Origin of the sequence: Segatella salivae F0493, from assembly GCF_000477535.1 — a bacterium.
Classification (GTDB): Bacteria; Bacteroidota; Bacteroidia; order Bacteroidales; family Bacteroidaceae; genus Prevotella; species Prevotella salivae.
Window position 1 is genome coordinate 31,217 of sequence record NZ_AWGW01000006.1, and the last position, 20,406, is coordinate 51,622.

16 protein-coding genes, 5 tRNA genes and 1 pseudogene are annotated in these 20,406 nt (G+C 41.5%); 18 read left to right on the forward strand and 4 right to left on the reverse strand.

What is annotated here, in order from left to right; all coding sequences use genetic code 11:
* Window positions 1–6: 6 nt before the first annotated feature.
* Entirely contained in the window at window positions 7–204 is a 198-nt protein-coding gene (locus HMPREF9145_RS13330) for a hypothetical protein (protein ID WP_155945248.1), read from the forward strand.
* A gap of 194 nt (window positions 205–398) precedes the next feature.
* Here the strand turns inward: HMPREF9145_RS13330 and HMPREF9145_RS00960 are convergent, their stop codons facing one another.
* From HMPREF9145_RS00960 to HMPREF9145_RS00970, 3 genes are all read right to left on the reverse strand, one after another.
* Window positions 399–1,598, reverse strand: coding sequence for a MalY/PatB family protein (locus HMPREF9145_RS00960; RefSeq protein ID WP_021824613.1), 1,200 nt, complete (start codon window positions 1,596–1,598; stop codon window positions 399–401).
* A 6-nt stretch (window positions 1,599–1,604) separates the two neighbouring features.
* Window positions 1,605–2,450, reverse strand: a complete 846-nt coding sequence (locus tag HMPREF9145_RS00965) for a DUF3737 family protein (protein WP_021824537.1) — start codon at window positions 2,448–2,450, stop codon at window positions 1,605–1,607.
* Window positions 2,451–2,586: 136 nt separating this feature from the next.
* Complete coding sequence (locus HMPREF9145_RS00970; protein WP_021824787.1) at window positions 2,587–3,546, reverse strand: sodium Bile acid symporter family protein; 960 nt, start codon at window positions 3,544–3,546, stop codon at window positions 2,587–2,589.
* Between the two features lie 674 nt (window positions 3,547–4,220).
* Here HMPREF9145_RS00970 and rpsU point away from each other — a divergent pair.
* From rpsU to rpoC, 17 genes are all read left to right on the forward strand, one after another.
* Entirely contained in the window at window positions 4,221–4,412 is a 192-nt protein-coding gene (rpsU, locus tag HMPREF9145_RS00975; RefSeq protein WP_007134585.1) for a 30S ribosomal protein S21, read from the forward strand.
* Between the two features lie 78 nt (window positions 4,413–4,490).
* Complete coding sequence (gene xerA, locus HMPREF9145_RS00980) at window positions 4,491–5,372, forward strand: site-specific tyrosine recombinase/integron integrase (RefSeq protein ID WP_021824656.1); 882 nt, start codon at window positions 4,491–4,493, stop codon at window positions 5,370–5,372.
* A 21-nt stretch (window positions 5,373–5,393) separates the two neighbouring features.
* The gene (gene hpf, locus HMPREF9145_RS00985; protein ID WP_007134583.1) at window positions 5,394–5,693 is read left to right on the forward strand and encodes a ribosome hibernation-promoting factor, HPF/YfiA family; all 300 of its coding nucleotides are present in this window, start codon (window positions 5,394–5,396) and stop codon (window positions 5,691–5,693) included.
* 98 nt (window positions 5,694–5,791) lie between these two features.
* Window positions 5,792–5,865, forward strand: a tRNA-Thr gene (locus HMPREF9145_RS00990).
* A 44-nt stretch (window positions 5,866–5,909) separates the two neighbouring features.
* Window positions 5,910–5,991 (forward strand) — tRNA-Tyr (locus HMPREF9145_RS00995).
* Between the two features lie 18 nt (window positions 5,992–6,009).
* A tRNA-Gly gene (locus HMPREF9145_RS01000) sits at window positions 6,010–6,082 on the forward strand.
* Window positions 6,083–6,093: 11 nt separating this feature from the next.
* Window positions 6,094–6,165 (forward strand) — tRNA-Thr (locus HMPREF9145_RS01005).
* Between the two features lie 79 nt (window positions 6,166–6,244).
* On the forward strand, window positions 6,245–7,441 hold the full coding sequence (gene tuf / locus HMPREF9145_RS01010) for an elongation factor Tu (protein WP_021824579.1): 1,197 nt from the start codon (window positions 6,245–6,247) through the stop codon (window positions 7,439–7,441).
* A 62-nt stretch (window positions 7,442–7,503) separates the two neighbouring features.
* Window positions 7,504–7,576, forward strand: a tRNA-Trp gene (locus HMPREF9145_RS01015).
* 16 nt (window positions 7,577–7,592) lie between these two features.
* Window positions 7,593–7,784, forward strand: coding sequence for a preprotein translocase subunit SecE (gene secE, locus HMPREF9145_RS12570; protein ID WP_081697674.1), 192 nt, complete (start codon window positions 7,593–7,595; stop codon window positions 7,782–7,784).
* Window positions 7,785–7,795: 11 nt separating this feature from the next.
* Window positions 7,796–8,341 carry a transcription termination/antitermination protein NusG gene (gene nusG / locus HMPREF9145_RS01020; protein WP_021824559.1) on the forward strand — a complete coding sequence of 182 codons (546 nt, stop codon included), beginning with the start codon at window positions 7,796–7,798 and terminating at the stop codon, window positions 8,339–8,341.
* Between the two features lie 57 nt (window positions 8,342–8,398).
* Window positions 8,399–8,839: a 50S ribosomal protein L11 gene (gene rplK / locus HMPREF9145_RS01025; RefSeq protein ID WP_007134579.1), complete on the forward strand. Its 441-nt coding sequence runs from the start codon at window positions 8,399–8,401 to the stop codon at window positions 8,837–8,839.
* 21 nt (window positions 8,840–8,860) lie between these two features.
* Complete coding sequence (gene rplA / locus HMPREF9145_RS01030; RefSeq protein WP_007134578.1) at window positions 8,861–9,553, forward strand: 50S ribosomal protein L1; 693 nt, start codon at window positions 8,861–8,863, stop codon at window positions 9,551–9,553.
* An 18-nt stretch (window positions 9,554–9,571) separates the two neighbouring features.
* Window positions 9,572–10,090, forward strand: a complete 519-nt coding sequence (gene rplJ / locus HMPREF9145_RS01035; protein WP_021824628.1) for a 50S ribosomal protein L10 — start codon at window positions 9,572–9,574, stop codon at window positions 10,088–10,090.
* A 68-nt stretch (window positions 10,091–10,158) separates the two neighbouring features.
* Window positions 10,159–10,536 carry a 50S ribosomal protein L7/L12 gene (gene rplL / locus HMPREF9145_RS01040; protein WP_004373941.1) on the forward strand — a complete coding sequence of 126 codons (378 nt, stop codon included), beginning with the start codon at window positions 10,159–10,161 and terminating at the stop codon, window positions 10,534–10,536.
* Between the two features lie 142 nt (window positions 10,537–10,678).
* Entirely contained in the window at window positions 10,679–14,488 is a 3,810-nt protein-coding gene (gene rpoB, locus HMPREF9145_RS01045) for a DNA-directed RNA polymerase subunit beta (protein ID WP_007134576.1), read from the forward strand.
* Between the two features lie 27 nt (window positions 14,489–14,515).
* Window positions 14,516–18,838 (forward strand): DNA-directed RNA polymerase subunit beta', encoded by a 4,323-nt coding sequence (gene rpoC, locus HMPREF9145_RS01050; protein WP_021824540.1) that lies wholly within the window; start codon window positions 14,516–14,518, stop codon window positions 18,836–18,838.
* Between the two features lie 273 nt (window positions 18,839–19,111).
* Here the strand turns inward: rpoC and HMPREF9145_RS12575 are convergent.
* A pseudogene (locus HMPREF9145_RS12575) lies at window positions 19,112–20,018 on the reverse strand (IS982 family transposase).
* Window positions 20,019–20,406: the final 388 nt, after the last annotated feature.

Consider the following 20,406-nt stretch of genomic DNA (forward strand, 5'->3'; position numbering starts at 1 on the left):
TGATATATGAAAAGACTTGTTTATCTTTGGAAGATATTCCAGTATTTTTTAATGTTTAGTGGATTGTGGCTGATAAGTGAAGTAATGGAAGTGCTACCTTCGAACTTAGTTCGAGAATTACTTATACCTTCTTTTGTCTTTGGATTGTCTATGACTTTAGTGAAGGTGTTGATAGATGTTTATAAGTACAAGAAACAACAATAAAGATATCTAAGATAGAAAAGGAAAGTTGTCTATATTTATCAATAAATATTATAATTTATAGTTGGTCGACAACTTTCCTTTTTATTTGCATTTTATTCTTTAATAGCATTATTTGAAATAACATCTCTATTCCTCCTTGCCATTTTTTGAGAGGGTCGTCCTCGCATGATTATATTGATTACCCTATCTGATTCCTATATCGGACATCCTTGTGACTCGTCAATCATATATGGACTAAGCTCTCTTCCGATGCGCTTCAAACCCTCCATGAGCGTCTCACGGGTGCAAGCAAGGTTGATGCGCAGATAGTGAGCGCCGGCTTGTTGGCCATACATGGTGCCACTATTGAACATCACTTTGGCTTGACTTAAAAGCTTTTGGGTCGCTTCATCGGCTGTCAATGTGGTGTGAGACAAGTCAGCCCATGCCAAATATGTGCCTTCTAAGCGACATAGTTTGATTTTGGGCAGGTGCTCGTTGAAGAATCGTTTCAGCGTGAGATAATTCTCATTAATGTATAAGTTGAGCTCATCGAGCCACTCTTCTCCTTGGTTGTATGCTGCTTGCAGTGCGATAACACCAAAGGGATTGACGTCGCAGACCTCATTGATATTTATCGCTCGGTCGATGCGGCGACGCAATTCAGCGTCGTGACAGATGATAGTTGCAATCTGAAGTCCTGCAATATTGAAAGCCTTTGTAGGCGAATTGAGCACTACACTATTGTTACAACACGCCTCATTTACAGCCGCAAAGGGTTGGAAAGTGTAGCCCGGCATGACGATTTCGCAATGGATTTCATCGGCAATCACCTTTACATTATGCTTCATGCAGATGTCGTTCATGCGTTGAAGTTCGTCTTTTGTCCATACACGTCCAGCCGGATTGTGTGGATTACAGAGTAGAAATACCGTGGTTTTCTCGTCTGCACACTTGCTCTCGAAGTCTTCAAAATCGATCACATAGCTATCTCCCTGTCGGCAAAGTGGATTTTCTAACACTTCGCACCCGCTGTTGCGGATAGACGAAAAGAAGCAGTTGTAGACGGGAGTCTGTATTAATACCTTCTCACCCGGCATGGTAATAGCCTTCAATGCGCAAGAAATGGCAGGTACAACTCCCGAGGTATAGAGGATGTCTTCACGTTGAATTTGCCATTGGTGGCGTCTGCTGAACCAATGGATAATGGCTTCATAGAAGCTGTCGGGCACGTAGGTGTAACCGAAAACGCCATGATCGAGGCGCTGTTTCAAGGCTTCAAGGATGCAAGGTGCAGTCTTAAAATCCATATCAGCCACCCACATGGGGAGCACACCATCTTCTTTTGGCTCGTCCCATTTAATGGAATTAGTGCCTCGACGCACTACTTTCTCATCGAAATTGAATTTGTTCATCGTTGTTTATTTTCTTGTTTCAATCACACAATCATTACCTTTGGCAAACTCGTTATATGTGATTTGGCCAATCTCATCAGCCACAATGTGTCCGCTAATTGGGTTCTTGACTTCGGTGATTGCACCTTTTATGGTGGCATTGATATTGTGACTATCTTCAAAAATGCGGTCGCATGCAGCGTCAAAGGTACAATCTTCAAGCGTGATGCCATCGAGATAGCAAAGCGGTTGCTCGCCACTGATGTGACAACGCACAAGCTTTATGTTCTTGGAATGCCATGCTAAGTATTCTCCATCAAGTTCAGAGTCGTAGACAATCACATTCTCACACTCCCAGAAACTATCCTTTGTAGTGATCTTTGCGTGGTGAATCTCAACGTTCTTACAATATTGAAACACGTACTTTGCATCACTTACCAAGCCGTCTACATAGATATTGCGAGAAAACATGAATGGATAGGTGCCCTCATGTAGCGTGACATTCTTCAACTTTAGGCCGTTAACCTTCCAAAAAGTCTCATCGGCGTCGTTGATTTTTACGTTTTCTAACTCCAAGTTTTGCATCTCACGAAAGAACTTTGGACCATCAATGACCGAGTCTTTCATCGTCATATTGTCACTATACCAGATAGCAGAACGACTCTCAGGAGCAAAGTAACAATTCGTGATAACACTCCCGTCGACATGCCACCAAGGGTATTTCCCATAAAACTTTGAGTCATTACAAGTTATGTTCTGACAACATTTTATGCCTGATTCACCATCGGTAATTGTGATATTCTCTAAGCTTGCATCCTTTAATCCAAAGAGAGGACGCTCTCCACCAAAGCTTTTATCCTTGATAATTTCCATTTCTTTCTAACCTGTTTTGATTTGATTTGTGATGTAATAAAATAACTCTTTTACGATATATTCGCAAAAACTATACCAAATTTTCATTCGTCTTAAACTGACACATTTGTCATATTGTGATGGACTTCTTAGCTGATTACCACTTCAAATAGCCATATTTATCTTTATACCACAGCTGAACGGCATTGATAATGTTCTGCCAAATCACGTAAACGCAAGGCGCAATAGCTGCATAAGGATTAAGAAATGAGAGCGTAAGCCATATTCCTACGACGGTATTCTTTTGCCCTAAAGCTTGTCCTGCGCCTATACTGTCGCCATAATGGTGGCCGACAAGTTTGCCAATGGAGAACTGAACTACAGCCAATATCAGCGGAATGATGCACAAAGCAGTTAGTACCCATCCCGAAACTGGAGCGTGAAGGATATTTTGCATGGCAAGTCCCATGATGATAGAAAGGTTGAAACTCCATAAATAAAAGGCGAGGTTGCGTTTCGTTTTCAGCCAGGTGACGAACTTGGGAAGGTATTTTCGCGAGAGCAAAGCTAAGCAAAGAGGAATGATAAGCACCATTAACACACGCTGAAGCACCAGCCATGCCGCCATGGCAAAAGTGATATTAGCTCCCTTTTCCATAAGTGGAAAGAACAAAGGGATAATGATTGATGTGAAGCCATTAGCGATAAGGAGATATACTGTCAATGAAGCGATGTTGCCACCCAACTTATCTACAATCACGGGAGCAGCGGCAGCGGTAGGGCAGATGGCACAGATGAAGACGCCTTCCCATAATAGTTTATAGGTAGGATTCGTGCAAAGATTGGCTGATAAGACACTCAATGCAGCTAAAAGTGTGCGGATTCCTTGCAGAATAAAATGCCATTTGCGTGGTGTAAGGTCATTCATTTGAATCTTACAGAACGTGACATAGAGCATCAAAAAGATGTTGATGGGGAGCACCATTACTAGCTTTGGGCCGATGAAATCACCGAAAGGGGTCAATATTTCGATATGTGTGAAAAGCAAATATACCAGACTTCCGAAAACGATGGAGCATAATAGTGTCCATTGTTTGATAAATTTAATGATGCGCATAAGTTGAATTTTGTGTCATTTAATCACTGCTTTCGTCTTCCTTTTACGGCAAAAGGCAACTTTATCTCATTTCGATTGTTGCATGTCTAACCAGCAGTGTATGTATAAGATATGTGCAAAGGTAGTTGATTTTTAATGAAATTGTGTTGTAAGTTTTGAAGAATTATGGTAAGCAGAATGGGAGAATGAATTATTATTGATAATCATCGTGTTAGTAATCTGTGCCGTTTTATGGTGTAAAGGCTATTGAATTACCGAATGAAATGATAGGACTGATGACGCAAAATGAGTGACTTTTGAAAATGAACGCAATGGAAACAGAATGTGTCGAATTGCATGCGGTAATAAAAGGTTACGCGAATGATGTGATGTCGGATTTGTAGAAGAGATTAGATTTATATTGGAATATGGGGTGATTGTAGTGCAACTTTGTTGTGTTTTATATCAAATTTGTTGATGGTAATTATTGGGATACTTGTGGATGAGTGTGGATTTTGCATGCAGTTTGTATGTGTTAAGAACTCGCTGACTTTCAAAGAAAAACGGGATTTTATTTGGAATTTTAGGAAAATAGATGTAATTTTGCACCCGCTAATAGTGGATTCTGTCTATAAAAAAGGCGTAACCACTTGAAGATGAGTTTCATATAAACAATTTAATAAAAACAAACAAACATGATTATTGTACCCGTAAAAGATGGTGAAAACATCGAAAGAGCTTTGAAAAAGTTCAAGAGAAAATTCGAAAAGACAGGTGTTGTTAAAGAGCTTCGTGCTCGTCAGCAGTACAACAAGCCTTCTGTTTTGAAGAGACTCAAGATGGAACACGCTGTCTATGTACAGAAACTGCGTACTAACGAGGAATAAAACTCGTTAAAAAATTTGGTAGTTTGAATTTAATTCCGTAAATTCGTTGCCGTAAATATATATGTCAGCGGCGCTTTTATGATGATTAATGAGTTTCTAAACTATCTGAAGTTTGAGCGTAATCGCTCAGATTTGACGATAAAGAATTACGGAGAAGACCTACGGGCTTTTAAGGAATTCTATGGGAACTTAGAAGGTTGTCACTCTTGGAAGTCGGTTGATTCGGATATTATCCGCGACTGGATGGAGAGCATGATGGATAAAGGGAATAATGCAACTTCAATCAATAGGAGGTTGAGTGCGTTGCGATCTTTCTATCGTTTTGCTCTTGCAAGGAAGTTGGTTGATAAAGATCCGGTACATGGTGTCACGGGACCTAAGAAGGGTAGACCTTTGCCTCAGTTCTTGAAAGAGAATGAAATGGATAGGTTGCTCGATGCAGAAAGTTGGACGGAGAGTTTTGAAGATATGCGTGATCGCACGATAATCATGACTTTCTATGAAACAGGAATCCGACTTTCTGAACTGATAGGGCTGGATGATAGCATGGTGGATTTTTCGAATCGACAGTTGAAAGTGACGGGAAAGAGGAATAAACAGCGTGTGATTCCCTTTGGAGAGGAACTCTTGGCGACGCTTCGTGATTACATGAAGTGTCGTGATAAAGAGGTGAATCTGCAGTCTGAAGCCTTGTTTGTTACAGCAAAAGGGCAACGAATGACTTCGAGTCAAGTGAGGGAAGGCGTAAAAAGGAATCTTTCAAAGGTTTGTACACTGAAGAAAAGAACGCCTCATGTGCTGCGACATACGTTTGCAACAGCAATGCTTAATAACAAAGCTGGGATTGAAAGTGTAAAGAAGTTGCTCGGTCATGAGAGTCTGTCAACGACAGAAATCTATACACATACAACTTTTGAGCAGCTTAAACGCGAATATTATAGTGCCCATCCTCGGGCTTAATCCTTAAAAACGGAGTTAACTATGGAACTAAAAATTCAGTCGATTCACTTCGACGCTACCGAAAAGTTACAGGCGTTTATTGAAAAGAAAATCGCCAAGTTAGAAAAGAATTACGAAGATATACAGAAAGTAGAGGTGCAGTTAAAAGTAGTCAAACCTGCCACCGCTCTCAATAAAGAAGCCAGTATTACGGTTTCTGTTCCAGGACAAAAGCTCTTTGTTGCAAAGACCTGTGATACATTTGAGGAAGGAATTGATGAAGCAGTAGATTCAATGAAGGTGCAGTTGACTAAATTCAAGGAAAAAATCCGCAATCATTGAAAAAACTGATTAAAAGTTTTGGTGATTAAAAAATAAATCGTATCTTTGCAGCCGTTTTAGAACACGTCCTAGTAAAGTCGTATCGGCTGCATGGATTTGCCTCTTTAGCTCAGTTGGCCAGAGCACGTGATTTGTAATCTCGGGGTCGTTGGTTCGAATCCGACAAGAGGCTCAACGGAAAGTTGAAAAAGACTTCTACTAAGGATATCTTAAACAGGGTGGTTACCAGAGTGGCCAAATGGGGCAGACTGTAAATCTGCTGGCTATGCCTTCGGTGGTTCGAATCCATCACCACCCACATCCGAAAGGAGTTTTTGCGGAAATAGCTCAGTTGATAGAGCACTAGCCTTCCAAGCTGGGGGTCGCGGGTTTGAGCCCCGTTTTCCGCTCTCATTGCGACGCTGTAATAGCTCAGTGGTAGAGCACTTCCTTGGTAAGGAAGAGGTCCTGAGTTCAACTCTCAGTTACAGCTCTTTTCGGTTTCTATTTCTATAGACACTGGGAAAAACAAGATTATTGATTATACATTTATATAAATAAAAAGAAAAGCTATGGCTAAAGAAGAATTCGTACGTACCAAACCGCACGTAAACATTGGTACAATCGGTCACGTTGACCACGGTAAGACAACTCTTACTGCTGCAATCTCAAAGGTTCTTCATGAGAAGGGCTTCGGTTCAGAGGATGTTAAGTCTTTCGATCAGATTGACAATGCTCCTGAAGAGAAAGAGCGTGGTATTACCATTAACTCTGCTCATATTGAATATGAAACAGCAAAACGTCACTATGCGCACGTAGACTGCCCGGGTCACGCTGACTATGTAAAGAACATGGTTACTGGTGCTGCTCAGATGGATGGTGCTATCTTGGTAGTTGCTGCTACTGATGGTCCTATGCCTCAGACACGTGAGCACGTACTTTTGGCTCGTCAGGTAAACGTTCCTCGCTTGGTTGTTTTCTTGAATAAGTGCGACATGGTTGATGATGAGGAGATGCTTGATCTTGTTGAAATGGAAGTTCGTGAAATCCTTGAGCAGTATGGCTATGAAGAGGATACTCCAATTGTACGCGGTTCTGCACTTGGTGCATTGAATGGTGTTGAGAAGTGGGTTGACTCTGTAATGAAGTTGATGGATACTGTTGATGAATGGATTCAAGAGCCAGAGCGTGAAGTTGATAAACCATTCTTGATGCCAGTTGAGGATGTATTCTCAATCACAGGTCGTGGTACTGTAGCTACAGGTCGTATTGAAACTGGTGTTTGTAAAGTAGGTGACGAAGTTCAGCTTCTTGGTCTTGGTGAAGATAAGAAATCAGTTATCACAGGTGTTGAGATGTTCCGTAAGAATCTTGCTGAAGGTCAAGCTGGTGATAACGTAGGTTTGTTGCTTCGTGGTATTGACAAGGCTGAAGTTAAGCGTGGTATGGTTGTTGTACATCCGGGTGCTATTACTCCTCATGATCACTTCAAGGCTTCTATCTATGTATTGAAGAAAGAAGAAGGTGGCCGTCATACTCCATTCGGTAACAAGTATCGTCCTCAGTTCTATCTCCGTACAATGGACTGTACTGGTGAAATTAAGTTGCCAGAAGGCGTTGAGATGGTAATGCCTGGTGATAATGTTGAAATTGAAGTAGAACTTATTTACAAGGTTGCTTTGAATGAAGGCTTACGTTTCGCTATCCGCGAGGGTGGTCGTACTGTGGGTTCAGGTCAAATTACTGCAATTCTTCCTGATGTCAAGTAATTCGAAATAAGTCTCAGGATATAATAGAGTCCTCGTTATATATACGTAGCGGGGACTTATATACGGGAATAGCTCAGTTGGTAGAGCATCGGTCTCCAAAACCGAGGGTCGTGGGTTCGAGCCCTGCTTCCCGTGCTAATTAGAAGATAATATGTTTAGTAAGATAGTAAATTACTGTAAAGCTTGTTATGACGAGCTTGCGCATAAAACTACTTGGCCAACACGTGCCGAACTTACTCATAGTGCAATGATTGTATTATCTGCTTCCCTTGTCATTGCATTAGTAGTGTTCGGAATGGACAGTCTGTTCAAGTTCGTGATGAGCACGATTTATCCACGTTAATTCTTCAAGAGATGGCTGAAACAGAAAATAAATGGTATGTGCTTCGTGCTGTTAGTGGAAAAGAGGCAAAGTTGAAAGAATATATTGATGCCGAGATGAAACATAACGAGTTGCTTAGCACACATGTATCTCAGGTCCTTATACCGATGGAGAAGCATGCTTCTTTGCGTAATGGCAAACGAATAGTTAAGGAGAAAATATCTCTCCCGGGCTATATTTTTGTTGAGGCTAACTTGGTTGGGGATGTAGCGCATACTCTGCGTTTTATGCCTAATTGTTTAGGTTTTCTTGGAGGATTAGATAATCCTTCTCCCGTTCTTCAATCAGAGATTAATAGGATGTTAGGCACTGCCGAAAATACGGAGATAGAAGGTTCAGTTGATGTTCCCTATGTTGTAGATGAGGCTGTAAAGGTAATAGATGGACCATTCAGTGGTTTCAGTGGTGTTATCGAAGAGATAAATGCTGAGAAGCATAAGCTGAAGGTGATGGTTAAGATCTTTGGACGTAAAACTCCGTTAGAGTTAGGTTTTATGCAAGTAGAGAAGGAAGGATAATCTTCGTTACGGAAGTTTATCTCCTTTTATAACAATCAATTTTTAATATTAACAAAAATGGCTAAAGAAGTTGCTGGTTTAATCAAATTACAGATTAAGGGTGGCGCTGCGAATCCTTCACCTCCAGTAGGCCCAGCGTTGGGTTCTAAGGGTATTAATATTATGGGATTCTGCAAAGAGTTCAACGCCCGTACCCAGGATAAAGCAGGTAAAATCCTACCTGTTGTTATCACATACTATACAGATAAGTCATTTAGCTTCATCATTAAGACTCCTCCTGCGGCTGTTCAGCTGAAAGAGGCTGCCAAGGTTAAGACGGGCTCTGCTCAACCTAACCGTCAGAAAGTAGCTAGTGTAACTTGGGAACAAGTTAAGGCTATTGCTGAAGACAAGATGAATGACCTCAACTGCTTTACAATAGAATCGGCTATGAAGCTGATTGCTGGTACTGCTCGTAGTATGGGTATTACTGTAAAAGGGGACTTCCCTGGTGAATAATTTAAAACTTCAATTAAGAAAATGAGTAAACTGACAAAAAATCAAAAATCAGTAGCTGATAAGGTTGAAGCAGGGAAGGCATACACATTGAAAGAGGCTGCAGAACTTGTTAAGGAAATCACCACAACAAAGTTTGATGCATCCCTTGATATTGATGTACGTCTGGGAGTTGATCCACGTAAAGCAAACCAAATGGTTCGTGGAGTAGTTTCACTGCCAAATGGAACAGGTAAGACTGTTCGAGTGCTTGCACTCTGCACCCCTGATCAGGAAGCTTCTGCAAAAGAAGCTGGTGCTGATTATGTTGGTCTTGATGAATATGTTGAGAAAATCAAAGGTGGTTGGACAGACATTGATGTCATCATAACTATGCCTTCATGTATGGGTAAGATTGGTCCTTTAGGTCGTGTGCTTGGTCCTCGCGGATTGATGCCTAATCCTAAGAGTGGCACTGTAACTATGGATGTTGCCAAGGCGGTAAAAGAAGTAAAACAGGGTAAGATTGATTTCAAGGTTGATAAAGCTGGTATTATCCATACTTCAATCGGTAAGATTTCAATGACTCCTGAGCAGATTTTTGGTAATGCAAAGGAATTTATCCAGACTGTTATTAAGTTGAAACCTGCTGCTGCTAAAGGTACATATATCAAGAGTATCTTTATTTCAAGCACGATGAGTAAGGGTATCAAAATTGATCCTAAATCAGTTGAATAACTCTAAAAGTTTTGTATAATGAAGAAAGAAGTAAAAGATACTATTATTGTTGAACTTGGTGAGAAGCTAAAAGAGTATCCTCATTTTTATCTAGTAGATCTTACTGGATTAAATGCAGAGGCTACCAGTTCGCTTCGTCGCAAGTGCTTCAAGAATGAAATCAAGATGGTTGTTGTGAAGAATAAGCTTCTTCACAAGGCTTTCGAGGCTTCGGATATTGATTTTGAACCTTTATATGGTACATTGAAAGGTACTACGGCTGTTATGTTTACAACAACAGCTAATGTTCCTGCTAAGTTATTAAAGGAATACGAAAAGGAAGGAATTCCTGCACTCAAGGCTGCATATGCAGAAGAAAGCATCTATGTAGGTGCTGATAAACTTGCAGAACTTGCAGCTCTCAAGAGCAAGAACGAAGTTATCGCAGAGATTGTCTCTCTGTTGCAGTCTCCTGCAAAGAACGTTGTTTCTGCTCTTCAATCAGGCGCAAATACCATTCATGGTGTGCTTAAGACTTTAGGTGAGCGTCCTGAATAAATAATTGATGATGTCAATTATAAAGTCGTAATATAATTTTAACAAGAACAATTAAATTTTAGAATAAAATGGCAGACATTAAAGCTATTGCAGAAGAATTAGTAAATCTTACTGTTAAAGAAGTAAATGAGTTGGCAACAGTCCTGAAGGACGAGTATGGTATTGAGCCTGCTGCTGCAGCTGTTGCTGTAGCTGCTGGTCCTGCTGCTGGTGGTGCAGCTGCAGCTGAGGAGAAGTCTTCTTTTGACGTTGTCCTCGCTGAAGTAGGTGCAACAAAGCTTCAGGTTGTTAAGGCTGTTAAAGAGGCTTGTGGTCTTGGTTTGAAAGAAGCTAAAGACTTAGTAGATGGTGCTCCTTCAACTATTAAGGAAGGTGTTGCTAAGGACGAGGCAGAGAACCTGAAGAAGGTTATCGAAGAAGCTGGTGCCAAGGTAGAGCTGAAGTAATTCAGAATTACAGATTTCTTTAGAATATGGTTAGGATCTTCCAAGTAGGTTGGTCCTAACCTTTTTGTGTCTTTTACAAATAATTAGCCTACTTAGGCTGATAAAGCTTATTAGCCCAGTTGGGCCAATTAAATTTTAATTTATGACAAAAGTTGTTGATAACAGAGTAAATTTTGCCAGCGTGCATAATCCGCTGCCATATCCAGATTTCCTCGATGTGCAGCTGAAGTCTTTCCGTGACTTCCTACAGTTGGATACTCCGCCTGAGGAACGCAAGAACGACGGGTTATACAAAGTGTTTGCCGAGAATTTCCCAATCACTGATACTCGTAATAATTTCGTTCTTGAGTTCTTGGATTACTATATAGATCCACCTCGCTATTCCATTGATGAATGTTTAGAACGTGGTTTGACATATAGCGTACCTTTAAAGGCTAAGATGAAACTGTATTGTACTGACCCTGATCATGAGGATTTCGGTACATTTATCCAGGATGTTTTCTTGGGGACAATTCCTTATATGACTGCTAATGGTACCTTTGTTATTAATGGTGCTGAACGTGTTGTTGTATCACAATTACATCGTTCGCCCGGCGTTTTCTTCGGACAAGGTGTACATGCGAATGGAACTGTTCTTTATAGTGCACGTATTATTCCGTTCAAAGGTTCTTGGATAGAGTTTGCTACAGACATCAACAATGTCATGTATGCTTACATTGATCGTAAGAAGAAATTACCTGTAACGACACTTCTTCGTGCTATGGGTTTTGAGCAGGATAAAGATATCCTGCAGATTTTTGATCTTGCAGAGGAAATCAAGGTCAACAAGAAGAACATGAAGGCTGCTGTCGGCCGCAAGTTAGCAGCGCGCGTATTGAAGAGTTGGAACGAAGATTTCGTTGATGAGGATACGGGTGAAGTTGTTTCTATTGAGCGAAATGAAGTAATCATGGAGCGCGAAACAGAGCTTACTGAGGATAATATCGGTGAGATTCTTGATAGCGGTGCTTCAACCATACTTCTTCATAAGGACGCAGAGGCCGCAAATAAGTATACGATTATCTTTAATACACTATCAAAGGATCCCAGTAATTCAGAAAAAGAAGCGGTCAACTATATTTATCGACAACTTCGTAATGCAGATCCTGCTGATGATGCCAGTGCACGTGAGGTATTCCAGAACCTATTCTTCTCAGACAAACGTTATGACTTAGGAGAGGTTGGACGCTATCGTATAAATAAAAAGTTAGGTCTTGATATCGACATGGATGTCCGCGTTTTGACCAAAGAGGATGTCATTGCGATTATCAAATATCTCATTCAGCTTGTCAATTCTAATGTTACAGTTGATGATATTGACCACTTGAGTAATCGTCGTGTACGTACTGTTGGTGAGCAATTAGCTAATCAGTTCGCTATTGGACTTGCTCGTATGAGTCGTACAATTCGTGAACGTATGAATGTTCGCGACAATGAAGTGTTTACGCCAACTGACCTTATAAATGCAAAGACAATTTCCAGCGTCATAAACTCATTCTTTGGAACGAATCCTTTGAGTCAGTTTATGGACCAAACTAACCCACTTGCCGAGGTAACTCATAAGCGTCGACTTTCTGCTCTCGGTCCTGGTGGTTTGTCACGTGAACGTGCTGGTTTTGAAGTTCGTGACGTTCATTATACTCACTATGGTCGTCTTTGTCCAATTGAAAGTCCAGAAGGTCCTAACATTGGTTTGATTTCTTCACTTTGTATCTATGCAAAGATTAATGACCTTGGTTTTATTGTAACACCTTATCGCACAGTTCACGACCATAAGGTCGATATGGACAATAAGGATGTGGTCTATCTTACTGCAGAAGAAGAGGAAGAAAAGATTATTGGTCAAGGTAATGCACCACTCTCTACCGATGGTAAGTTCCTTAAAGAAACTGTAAAATGTCGTCAGGATGCAGACTATCCAGTGGTTACTCCTGATGAGGTTGACTTGGTAGATGTATCTCCGCAGCAGATAGCTTCAGTTTCAGCATCGTTGATTCCATTCTTAGAGCATGATGATGGTCACCGTGCGTTGATGGGTTGTAACATGATGCGTCAGGCCGTTCCATTGATTCATAATGATGCACCAATTGTAGGTACTGGTCTTGAGAAGCAAGTTTGCGAGGATTCTCGTACGATGGTTACTGCTGAAGGTGATGGTGTTATTGAATATGTAGATGCAACAACTATCCGTATTCTTTATGATCGTACGGAAGAAGAGGAATTTGTTAGCTTTGAGCCTGCATTGAAAGAATACCGTATTCCAAAGTTCCGTCGTACCAATCAGAATATGACAATAGACCTTCGTCCTATTTGTAATAAAGGTCAACGTGTTAAGGCAGGAGATATTTTGACTGAAGGTTATGCCACAGAAAATGGAGAATTAGCCCTTGGTCGAAACTTACTTGTAGCTTATATTCCTTGGAAAGGTTACAACTATGAGGATGCTGTCGTTATTTCAGAGCGCATGGTACGCGAGGATGTACTCACATCTGTCCATGTAGATGAATATTCTCTTGATGTACGTGAAACGAAACGTGGTGTAGAAGAGTTCACTTCCGATATACCAAATGTTAGTGAAGAGGCTACCAAAGACCTTGATGACAATGGTGTAATCCGTGTAGGTGCGCGTGTAGAGCCAGGTGATATCCTTATAGGAAAGATTTCTCCTAAGGGTGAAAGTGATCCTTCGCCTGAAGAAAAGCTTCTCCGTGCTATCTTTGGAGATAAGGCTGGCGATGTGAAAGATTCTTCATTAAAGGCTAATCCTTCTTTGAGTGGTGTCGTTATCGACAAGAAACTCTTCTCACGTGCTATTAAGACACGTGATTCTAAGAAGCAAGATAAGGTGCTTTTAGCTAAGATTGACGAAGAATATGAAGCAAAGAACAACGATCTGAAAGATATTCTTGTTGATAAACTTATGACGCTTACTGAAGGTAAGACATCACAGGGTGTGAAAGATTACACTGGTGCTGAGATTATTACCAAAGGAAGCAAGTTCACAGTTCCTGCATTAAAGAACCTTGAGTTCGATGGAATTCAGAGTAACAACTGGACGGATGATGACCATACGAATGCACTTATTCAGAAGCTTATTATGAATTACATCCGCAAATACAAGTTACTTGATGCGGAAATGAAGCGTAAGAAGTTTGCTATCTCTATTGGTGATGAACTCCCATCAGGCATTTTGCAGATGGCAAAGGTTTATATTGCTAAGAAACGTAAGATTCAAGTAGGTGATAAACTTGCTGGTCGACATGGTAATAAGGGTATCGTTTCAAAGGTTGTACGTACAGAAGATATGCCGTTCCTTGAAGATGGACGTCCTGTTGACTTGGTACTTAACCCTATGGGTGTGCCTTCTCGTATGAACCTTGGACAGATATTTGAGGCAATTCTCGGTGCTGCTGGACAGAAACTTGGATGTAAGTTTGCTACACCTATCTTTGATGGTGCCAAGTTGGATGATTTGAAAGAATGGACCGATAAAGCAGGTTTACCGAACCTTTGCTCTACATATATATATGATGGTGAGACTGGTGAGAAGTTTGATCAACCTGCAACAGTGGGTGTTACCTACTTCTTGAAGTTAGGACACATGGTTGAAGATAAGATGCATGCTCGTTCAATCGGTCCGTACTCTCTTATCACTCAGCAGCCACTTGGTGGTAAAGCACAGTTTGGTGGACAGCGTTTTGGAGAAATGGAAGTCTGGGCTATCGAGGCCTTTGGTGCGAGCCATGTGCTCCAAGAGATTCTGACCATCAAGTCAGATGATACAGTAGGGCGCAGTAAGGCTTACGAAGCAATCGTCAAAGGAGACACAATGCCTACACCAGGTATCCCAGAGTCTCTTAATGTATTGCTGCATGAGCTCCGTGGTCTTGGACTGAGTATCAAACTCGATTAATGTGAACACCCTAATTAAAAGATAAATATGGCTTTTAAGAAAGATTCAAAAGTAAAGAATAATTTCACGAAGATTACCATCGGATTGGCCTCTCCTGAGGAGATCCTGGAGAATTCGTATGGTGAGGTAACCAAACCCGAAACCATAAATTATCGTACATACAAGCCTGAGCGCGATGGTCTTTTCTGCGAGCGCATCTTTGGTCCTACACGAGACTATGAATGTGCCTGCGGAAAATATAAGCGCATTCGCTATAAAGGTATCGTCTGTGATCGATGTGGTGTAGAAGTAACAGAGAAGAAAGTACGCCGTGAACGTTCAGGACATATAGAACTTGTAGTGCCTGTTGCACATATTTGGTACTTCCGTTCATTGCCTAATAAGATTGGTTATCTACTTGGATTGCCAACAAAGAAACTTGATGCTGTCGTATATTATGAAAAGTATATCGTCATCAAGCCTGGTGCAATGGAAGGTAAGAAGGATGCTGATGGTGTAGAAATGAACGGCTCTCACAAGATGGATCTCTTGTCTGAAGAGGAATATTTCGACATTCTTGATAATTATGTTGACCCAAACAACGATTATCTTGACGATACAGATCCTAATAAGTTCGTAGCTAAGATGGGTGCAGAGGCTATTTATGACCTCTTGACAGATATTGATCTCGATAGTCTCAGCTATGAATTGCGTGACCATGCTAATAATGATAGCAGTCAGCAGCGTAAGACAGAAGCGTTAAAACGCTTGCAGGTGGTTGAAGCTTTCCGTGCTTCTAAGGGTGTCAATCGCCCTGAGTGGATGATCTTAAAGATAGTTCCTGTTATCCCACCAGAGCTTCGTCCGCTCGTACCATTAGATGGTGGCCGCTTCGCTACATCAGACTTGAACGATCTCTATCGTCGTGTTATCATTCGTAATAATCGTTTGAAACGACTCATGGAGATTAAAGCGCCTGAAGTAATCTTGCGTAATGAGAAACGAATGCTGCAAGAAGCTGTAGACTCTCTATTCGATAATTCTCGTAAAGCGTCTGCAGTAAAGAGTGAAAGCAATCGTCCTTTGAAGTCTCTCTCTGACTCTTTGAAGGGTAAGCAGGGACGTTTCCGTCAGAACCTCCTTGGTAAACGTGTTGACTACTCTGCTCGTTCAGTAATCGTTGTAGGTCCAGAATTGAAGATGGGAGAGTGCGGTTTGCCAAAACTCATGGCTGCAGAGCTCTACAAGCCATTTATAATCCGTAAGCTTATCGAGCGCGGTATCGTCAAAACAGTTAAGAGTGCCAAGAAAATAGTAGACCGTCGTGAGCCTGTTATTTGGGATATTCTTGAGAATGTCATGAAGGGTCACCCTGTCATGCTTAACCGTGCGCCGACACTTCACCGTCTTGGTATTCAAGCTTTCCAACCTAAACTTATTGAAGGTAAGGCTATTCAGCTTCACCCATTGGCATGTACGGCGTTCAATGCCGACTTCGATGGTGACCAGATGGCTGTACACCTTCCATTGAGTAATGAGGCAGTTCTCGAAGCACAAATCCTGATGCTTCAGAGTCATAACATTCTGAATCCTGCCAATGGTGCCCCGATTACCGTTCCTTCTCAGGACATGGTACTTGGTCTTTACTATATCACAAAGATTCGTCCCGGTGCAAAGGGCGAAGGACTGACATTCTATGGACCAGAAGAAGCCATTATTGCGCATAACGAAGGCCGCTGTGATTTGCACGCAAAGATTAAGTGTGTTGTTGATGATTTGGTAGGTGATAATCCTGTACGCCACATGGTTGAAACTTCGGTTGGACGTGTTATTGTCAATCAAATCATCCCCGATGAAGTTGGATATTTCAATGATATTATTTCAAAGAAGACTTTACGTGGCATTATTTCAGATGTAATCAAGGCTGTCGGAATGGCTCGTGCCTGCTCGTTCCTTGACGGAATCAAGAACTTGGGATACCGCATGGCCTATGTAGCTGGTCTTTCTTTCAACCTTGATGATATCATTATTCCAGAAGAAAAGGCTGCAATCGTTGGAAAGGGTCAGGCAGAAGTCGATCAGATTAAAGCCAACTATGAGATGGGATTCATCACAGATACCGAGCGTTACAATCAGGTTATTGATGCATGGACCCACGTAAACAACGACCTTGGCAATGTCTTGATGAAGCAAATGACAGATGCTGACCAAGGCTTCAATGCTGTTTACATGATGCTTGATTCTGGTGCGCGTGGTTCTAAAGACCAAATCAAACAGCTTTCTGGTATGCGTGGTCTGATGGCTAAGCCACAGAAGGCCGGTGCTGAAGGTCAACAGATTATTGAGAACCCTATCCTTTCTAACTTTAAGGAAGGTATGTCAGTGCTCGAATACTTTATTTCTTCTCACGGTGCTCGTAAGGGTTTGGCTGATACGGCGATGAAAACAGCCGATGCCGGATATCTTACACGTCGTTTGGTTGACGTTTCTCATGACGTCATTATTACTGAAGAAGATTGTGGAACACTGCGTGGTCTTGAATGTCGTGCATTGAAGAATGGAGACGAAATCATTTCTTCTCTCTATGAACGCATCCTTGGTCGTGTCTCTGTTCACGATGTAATCCATCCTACAACGGGTGAAGTTATCGTCAGAGCAGGTGAGGAAATCAACGAAGCTAAGGCTAAGATTATCGATGAATCTCCTATAGAGATGGTCGAGATTCGTTCCGTATTAACTTGTGAAAGCAAGCATGGCGTATGTATGAAGTGTTATGGTCGAAACCTTGCTACAGCCCGTATGGTTCAACTTGGTGAGGCTGCCGGCGTTATTGCTGCACAGGCAATTGGTGAGCCTGGTACTCAGTTGACTCTTCGAACATTCCACGCTGGTGGTGTCGCTGGTAATGCTGCAGCCAATGCAAGCATTGTAGCGAAGAACGAAGCTAAGGTCGAATTCGACGAACTCCGTACGGTTCCGTTCAAAGACGACGATGATAAAGACTGCCAGATGGTAGTGAGTCGTTTGGCCGAAATACGCTTTGTAGATCCTAATACAGAGATCGTGCTCAGTACACTCAACGTTCCTTATGGTTCATCTCTTTACTTTAAACAAGGTAATCGCGTTAAACCGGGAGACCTTATTGCTAAGTGGGACCCATTCAATGCAGTCATTGTGTCTGAATATGCAGGTACGTTGAAGTTCCATGATGTTGTAGAAGGTGTTACCTTCCATGCTGAAACTGACGATACTACAGGTCTTACTGAGAAGATTATCACAGACTCTAAGGACAAGTCTAAAGTCCCAACTTGCGATATTATCGGTGCAGATGGTGAAGTGGTTGGTACTTATAACTTCCCTGTAGGCGGTCACGTTGTTGTTGAAGATGGTGCAAAAGTCAATACAGGTACAACCCTCGTTAAGATTCCACGTGCCGTAGGTGGTGCTGGAGATATCACGGGTGGTCTTCCTCGTGTGACCGAGCTCTTTGAAGCACGCAACCCATCTAACCCTGCCGTTGTTTCTGAAATTGATGGTGAGGTGACTATGGGTAAGGTGAAACGTGGTAATCGTGAGATCATCGTTACCTCTAAAACTGGTGACCAAAAGAAATATCTCGTCTCTTTGTCTAAGCAGATTCTTGTACAAGAACATGATGCTGTACGCGCTGGTACGCCACTTTCTGATGGTGTAATCACGCCAAGTGACATCCTTGCTATCAAGGGTCCAACGGCCGTTCAAGAATATATTGTCAACGAGGTACAGGACGTTTATCGTCTCCAAGGTGTGAAAATCAATGACAAGCACTTTGAGATTATCGTCCGCCAGATGATGCGTAAGGTGCGCATTGATGACCCAGGAGATACTTCTTTCCTTGAACAGGAGATGGTTGATAAGCTTGATTTCGCTGAAGAAAACGACCGTATATGGGGTAAGAAGGTTGTCGTTGACGCCGGAGACTCTGAAGTTTTGAAGCCAGGACAAATCATTTCAGCACGTAAGCTCCGTGATGAGAACTCATCATTGAAGCGTCGTGACTTGAAACCTGTGCAGGTTCGTGATGCTGTTGCAGCAACATCTACTCAGATTCTCCAAGGTATCACACGTGCAGCCCTTGCAACAAAGAGCTTCATGAGTGCAGCTTCATTCCAGGAAACTACGAAGGTGCTCAACGAAGCAGCTATCCGTGGTAAACAAGATCGCCTCGAAGGCATGAAAGAGAACGTTATCTGCGGTCACTTAATCCCTGCAGGTACGGGACTCCGCCAGTGGGATAAACTTGTCGTAGGTTCTAAAGAAGAATATGAGCGCATGCAGGCCAATCGCAAGAATGTGCTCGACTTCACAGAGCGTGAGGTCGTTACAGAATAAAAGATTATATTCTTGACCCTATATAAGGCTGTGGCAGAAATGTCGCAGCCTTTTTTGTTTCCTCTTTTTCTATTTCTGATTTTGTTTCATGTTCTTCATGATAAGGTAGGGGCATGTATGCCCCTTGCGCGTAACTCAAGTCATATCATCGGGTAATCTGACTCAACTCACGCCCTGATTTGAGTCAAAATGCGTGGTGATTTGATGCAGATTGCAAGGCGATAACATATAGAGATAAAGAATTATCTACTAAATAACGTGAGTTCGACGAATTCAGAACAAAGCAAGCTGTGTATCAATAGTCCTTTGCAGATTGATGCACGGCTTCTTTGGAAACAGACAATAGGCAGCAATTGCCCCTAATAAGTTGACGATGAAATTGTCAAAGCATCTATATCTGGAGTGTTCCACCTGCGCAATGTTCTTAAGTTCATCATTCACCGTTTCTATAATGGCTCTTTTTCTGAGTAAAAGCCTGTCTGAAATACTTATTAAAGTTCCTTTCATGTTACTTTTCAGCTTAGTAATAAGCTGTATTCCGTCAACGAAAAGCCTTTTGAAAGAGGTTCTTGCCGATGTACCCCTTGTCACCGAATAGCTTACCATATATAAAATCTATGAATGCTTTGTACTCCAAAGGCTTACGGTCATCAACATCTCCCGGCGTTATCATAAAGTTGAGAAGCTCTCCTTTCTCATTGCAAATCAAATGCAATTTGAAATCAAAGAACCAACCCATAGAGCATTTTCCTCTTTGGGCTATGCCTTTGAAAACTTTGTGAATATGTATTCTCTGGTTTTTGCAGACACGCAATGGTGTATTGTCAACAAAGCTTATACCCGTGCATTTCCCCAAGAGGACCTTCTTGATAAACAAGGTTAAGGGTATAACTACATCCCTTTCCAATTCTACTATACGGTTATAAGAAACAACTTTTGGAAACAGATGGCGAAGATGCTTGCATACTTTTTCAAGATAGAAATGTTTGAAGCAACGATAACCAGAATCGTGGAAAAGGATCATTATCAGCATAACTTCTGCCTTTGACATCGTGGAACTTCGATGATATTTTCTTTTTCCGGTAGGTTTTAGCGTATATTTTACTGTCATTGCATCAAAAAACTTGCAGAAGTCGTCTGCCATACAAAATATTTCAGTAATTTTGTCCTCGGTGATCATAGCGATTTTTGTTTGTAATTATTTGTATATCAACACCTTAAAATTACAAACAAATTTCGCTAATCACCAAATCTATAGACACTTATAATTCATCGAACTCACGTTAAATACAACAAGTCTAAGACCAGCAGATTATGACCGATAACTGCAGTATAAGAAGCTATCGCGAAGGTAAAGTGGGCCACTATCAGTAGTTGGAGAAGTAGGGGAATGATGAAGAATTTGTAAGTTTCGCTTCTTCATCTATTCATAGAATGAAGATCCATGGAAAGAGCCACTTTATCATTTTATTGGTAGAGTGGCTTTATTTATTCTTTGTATTTCTTTCTTTAATACAGATCATAATGTTAATAAACGATAACAATTTAGTGTTTCTTCTTGAATCGCT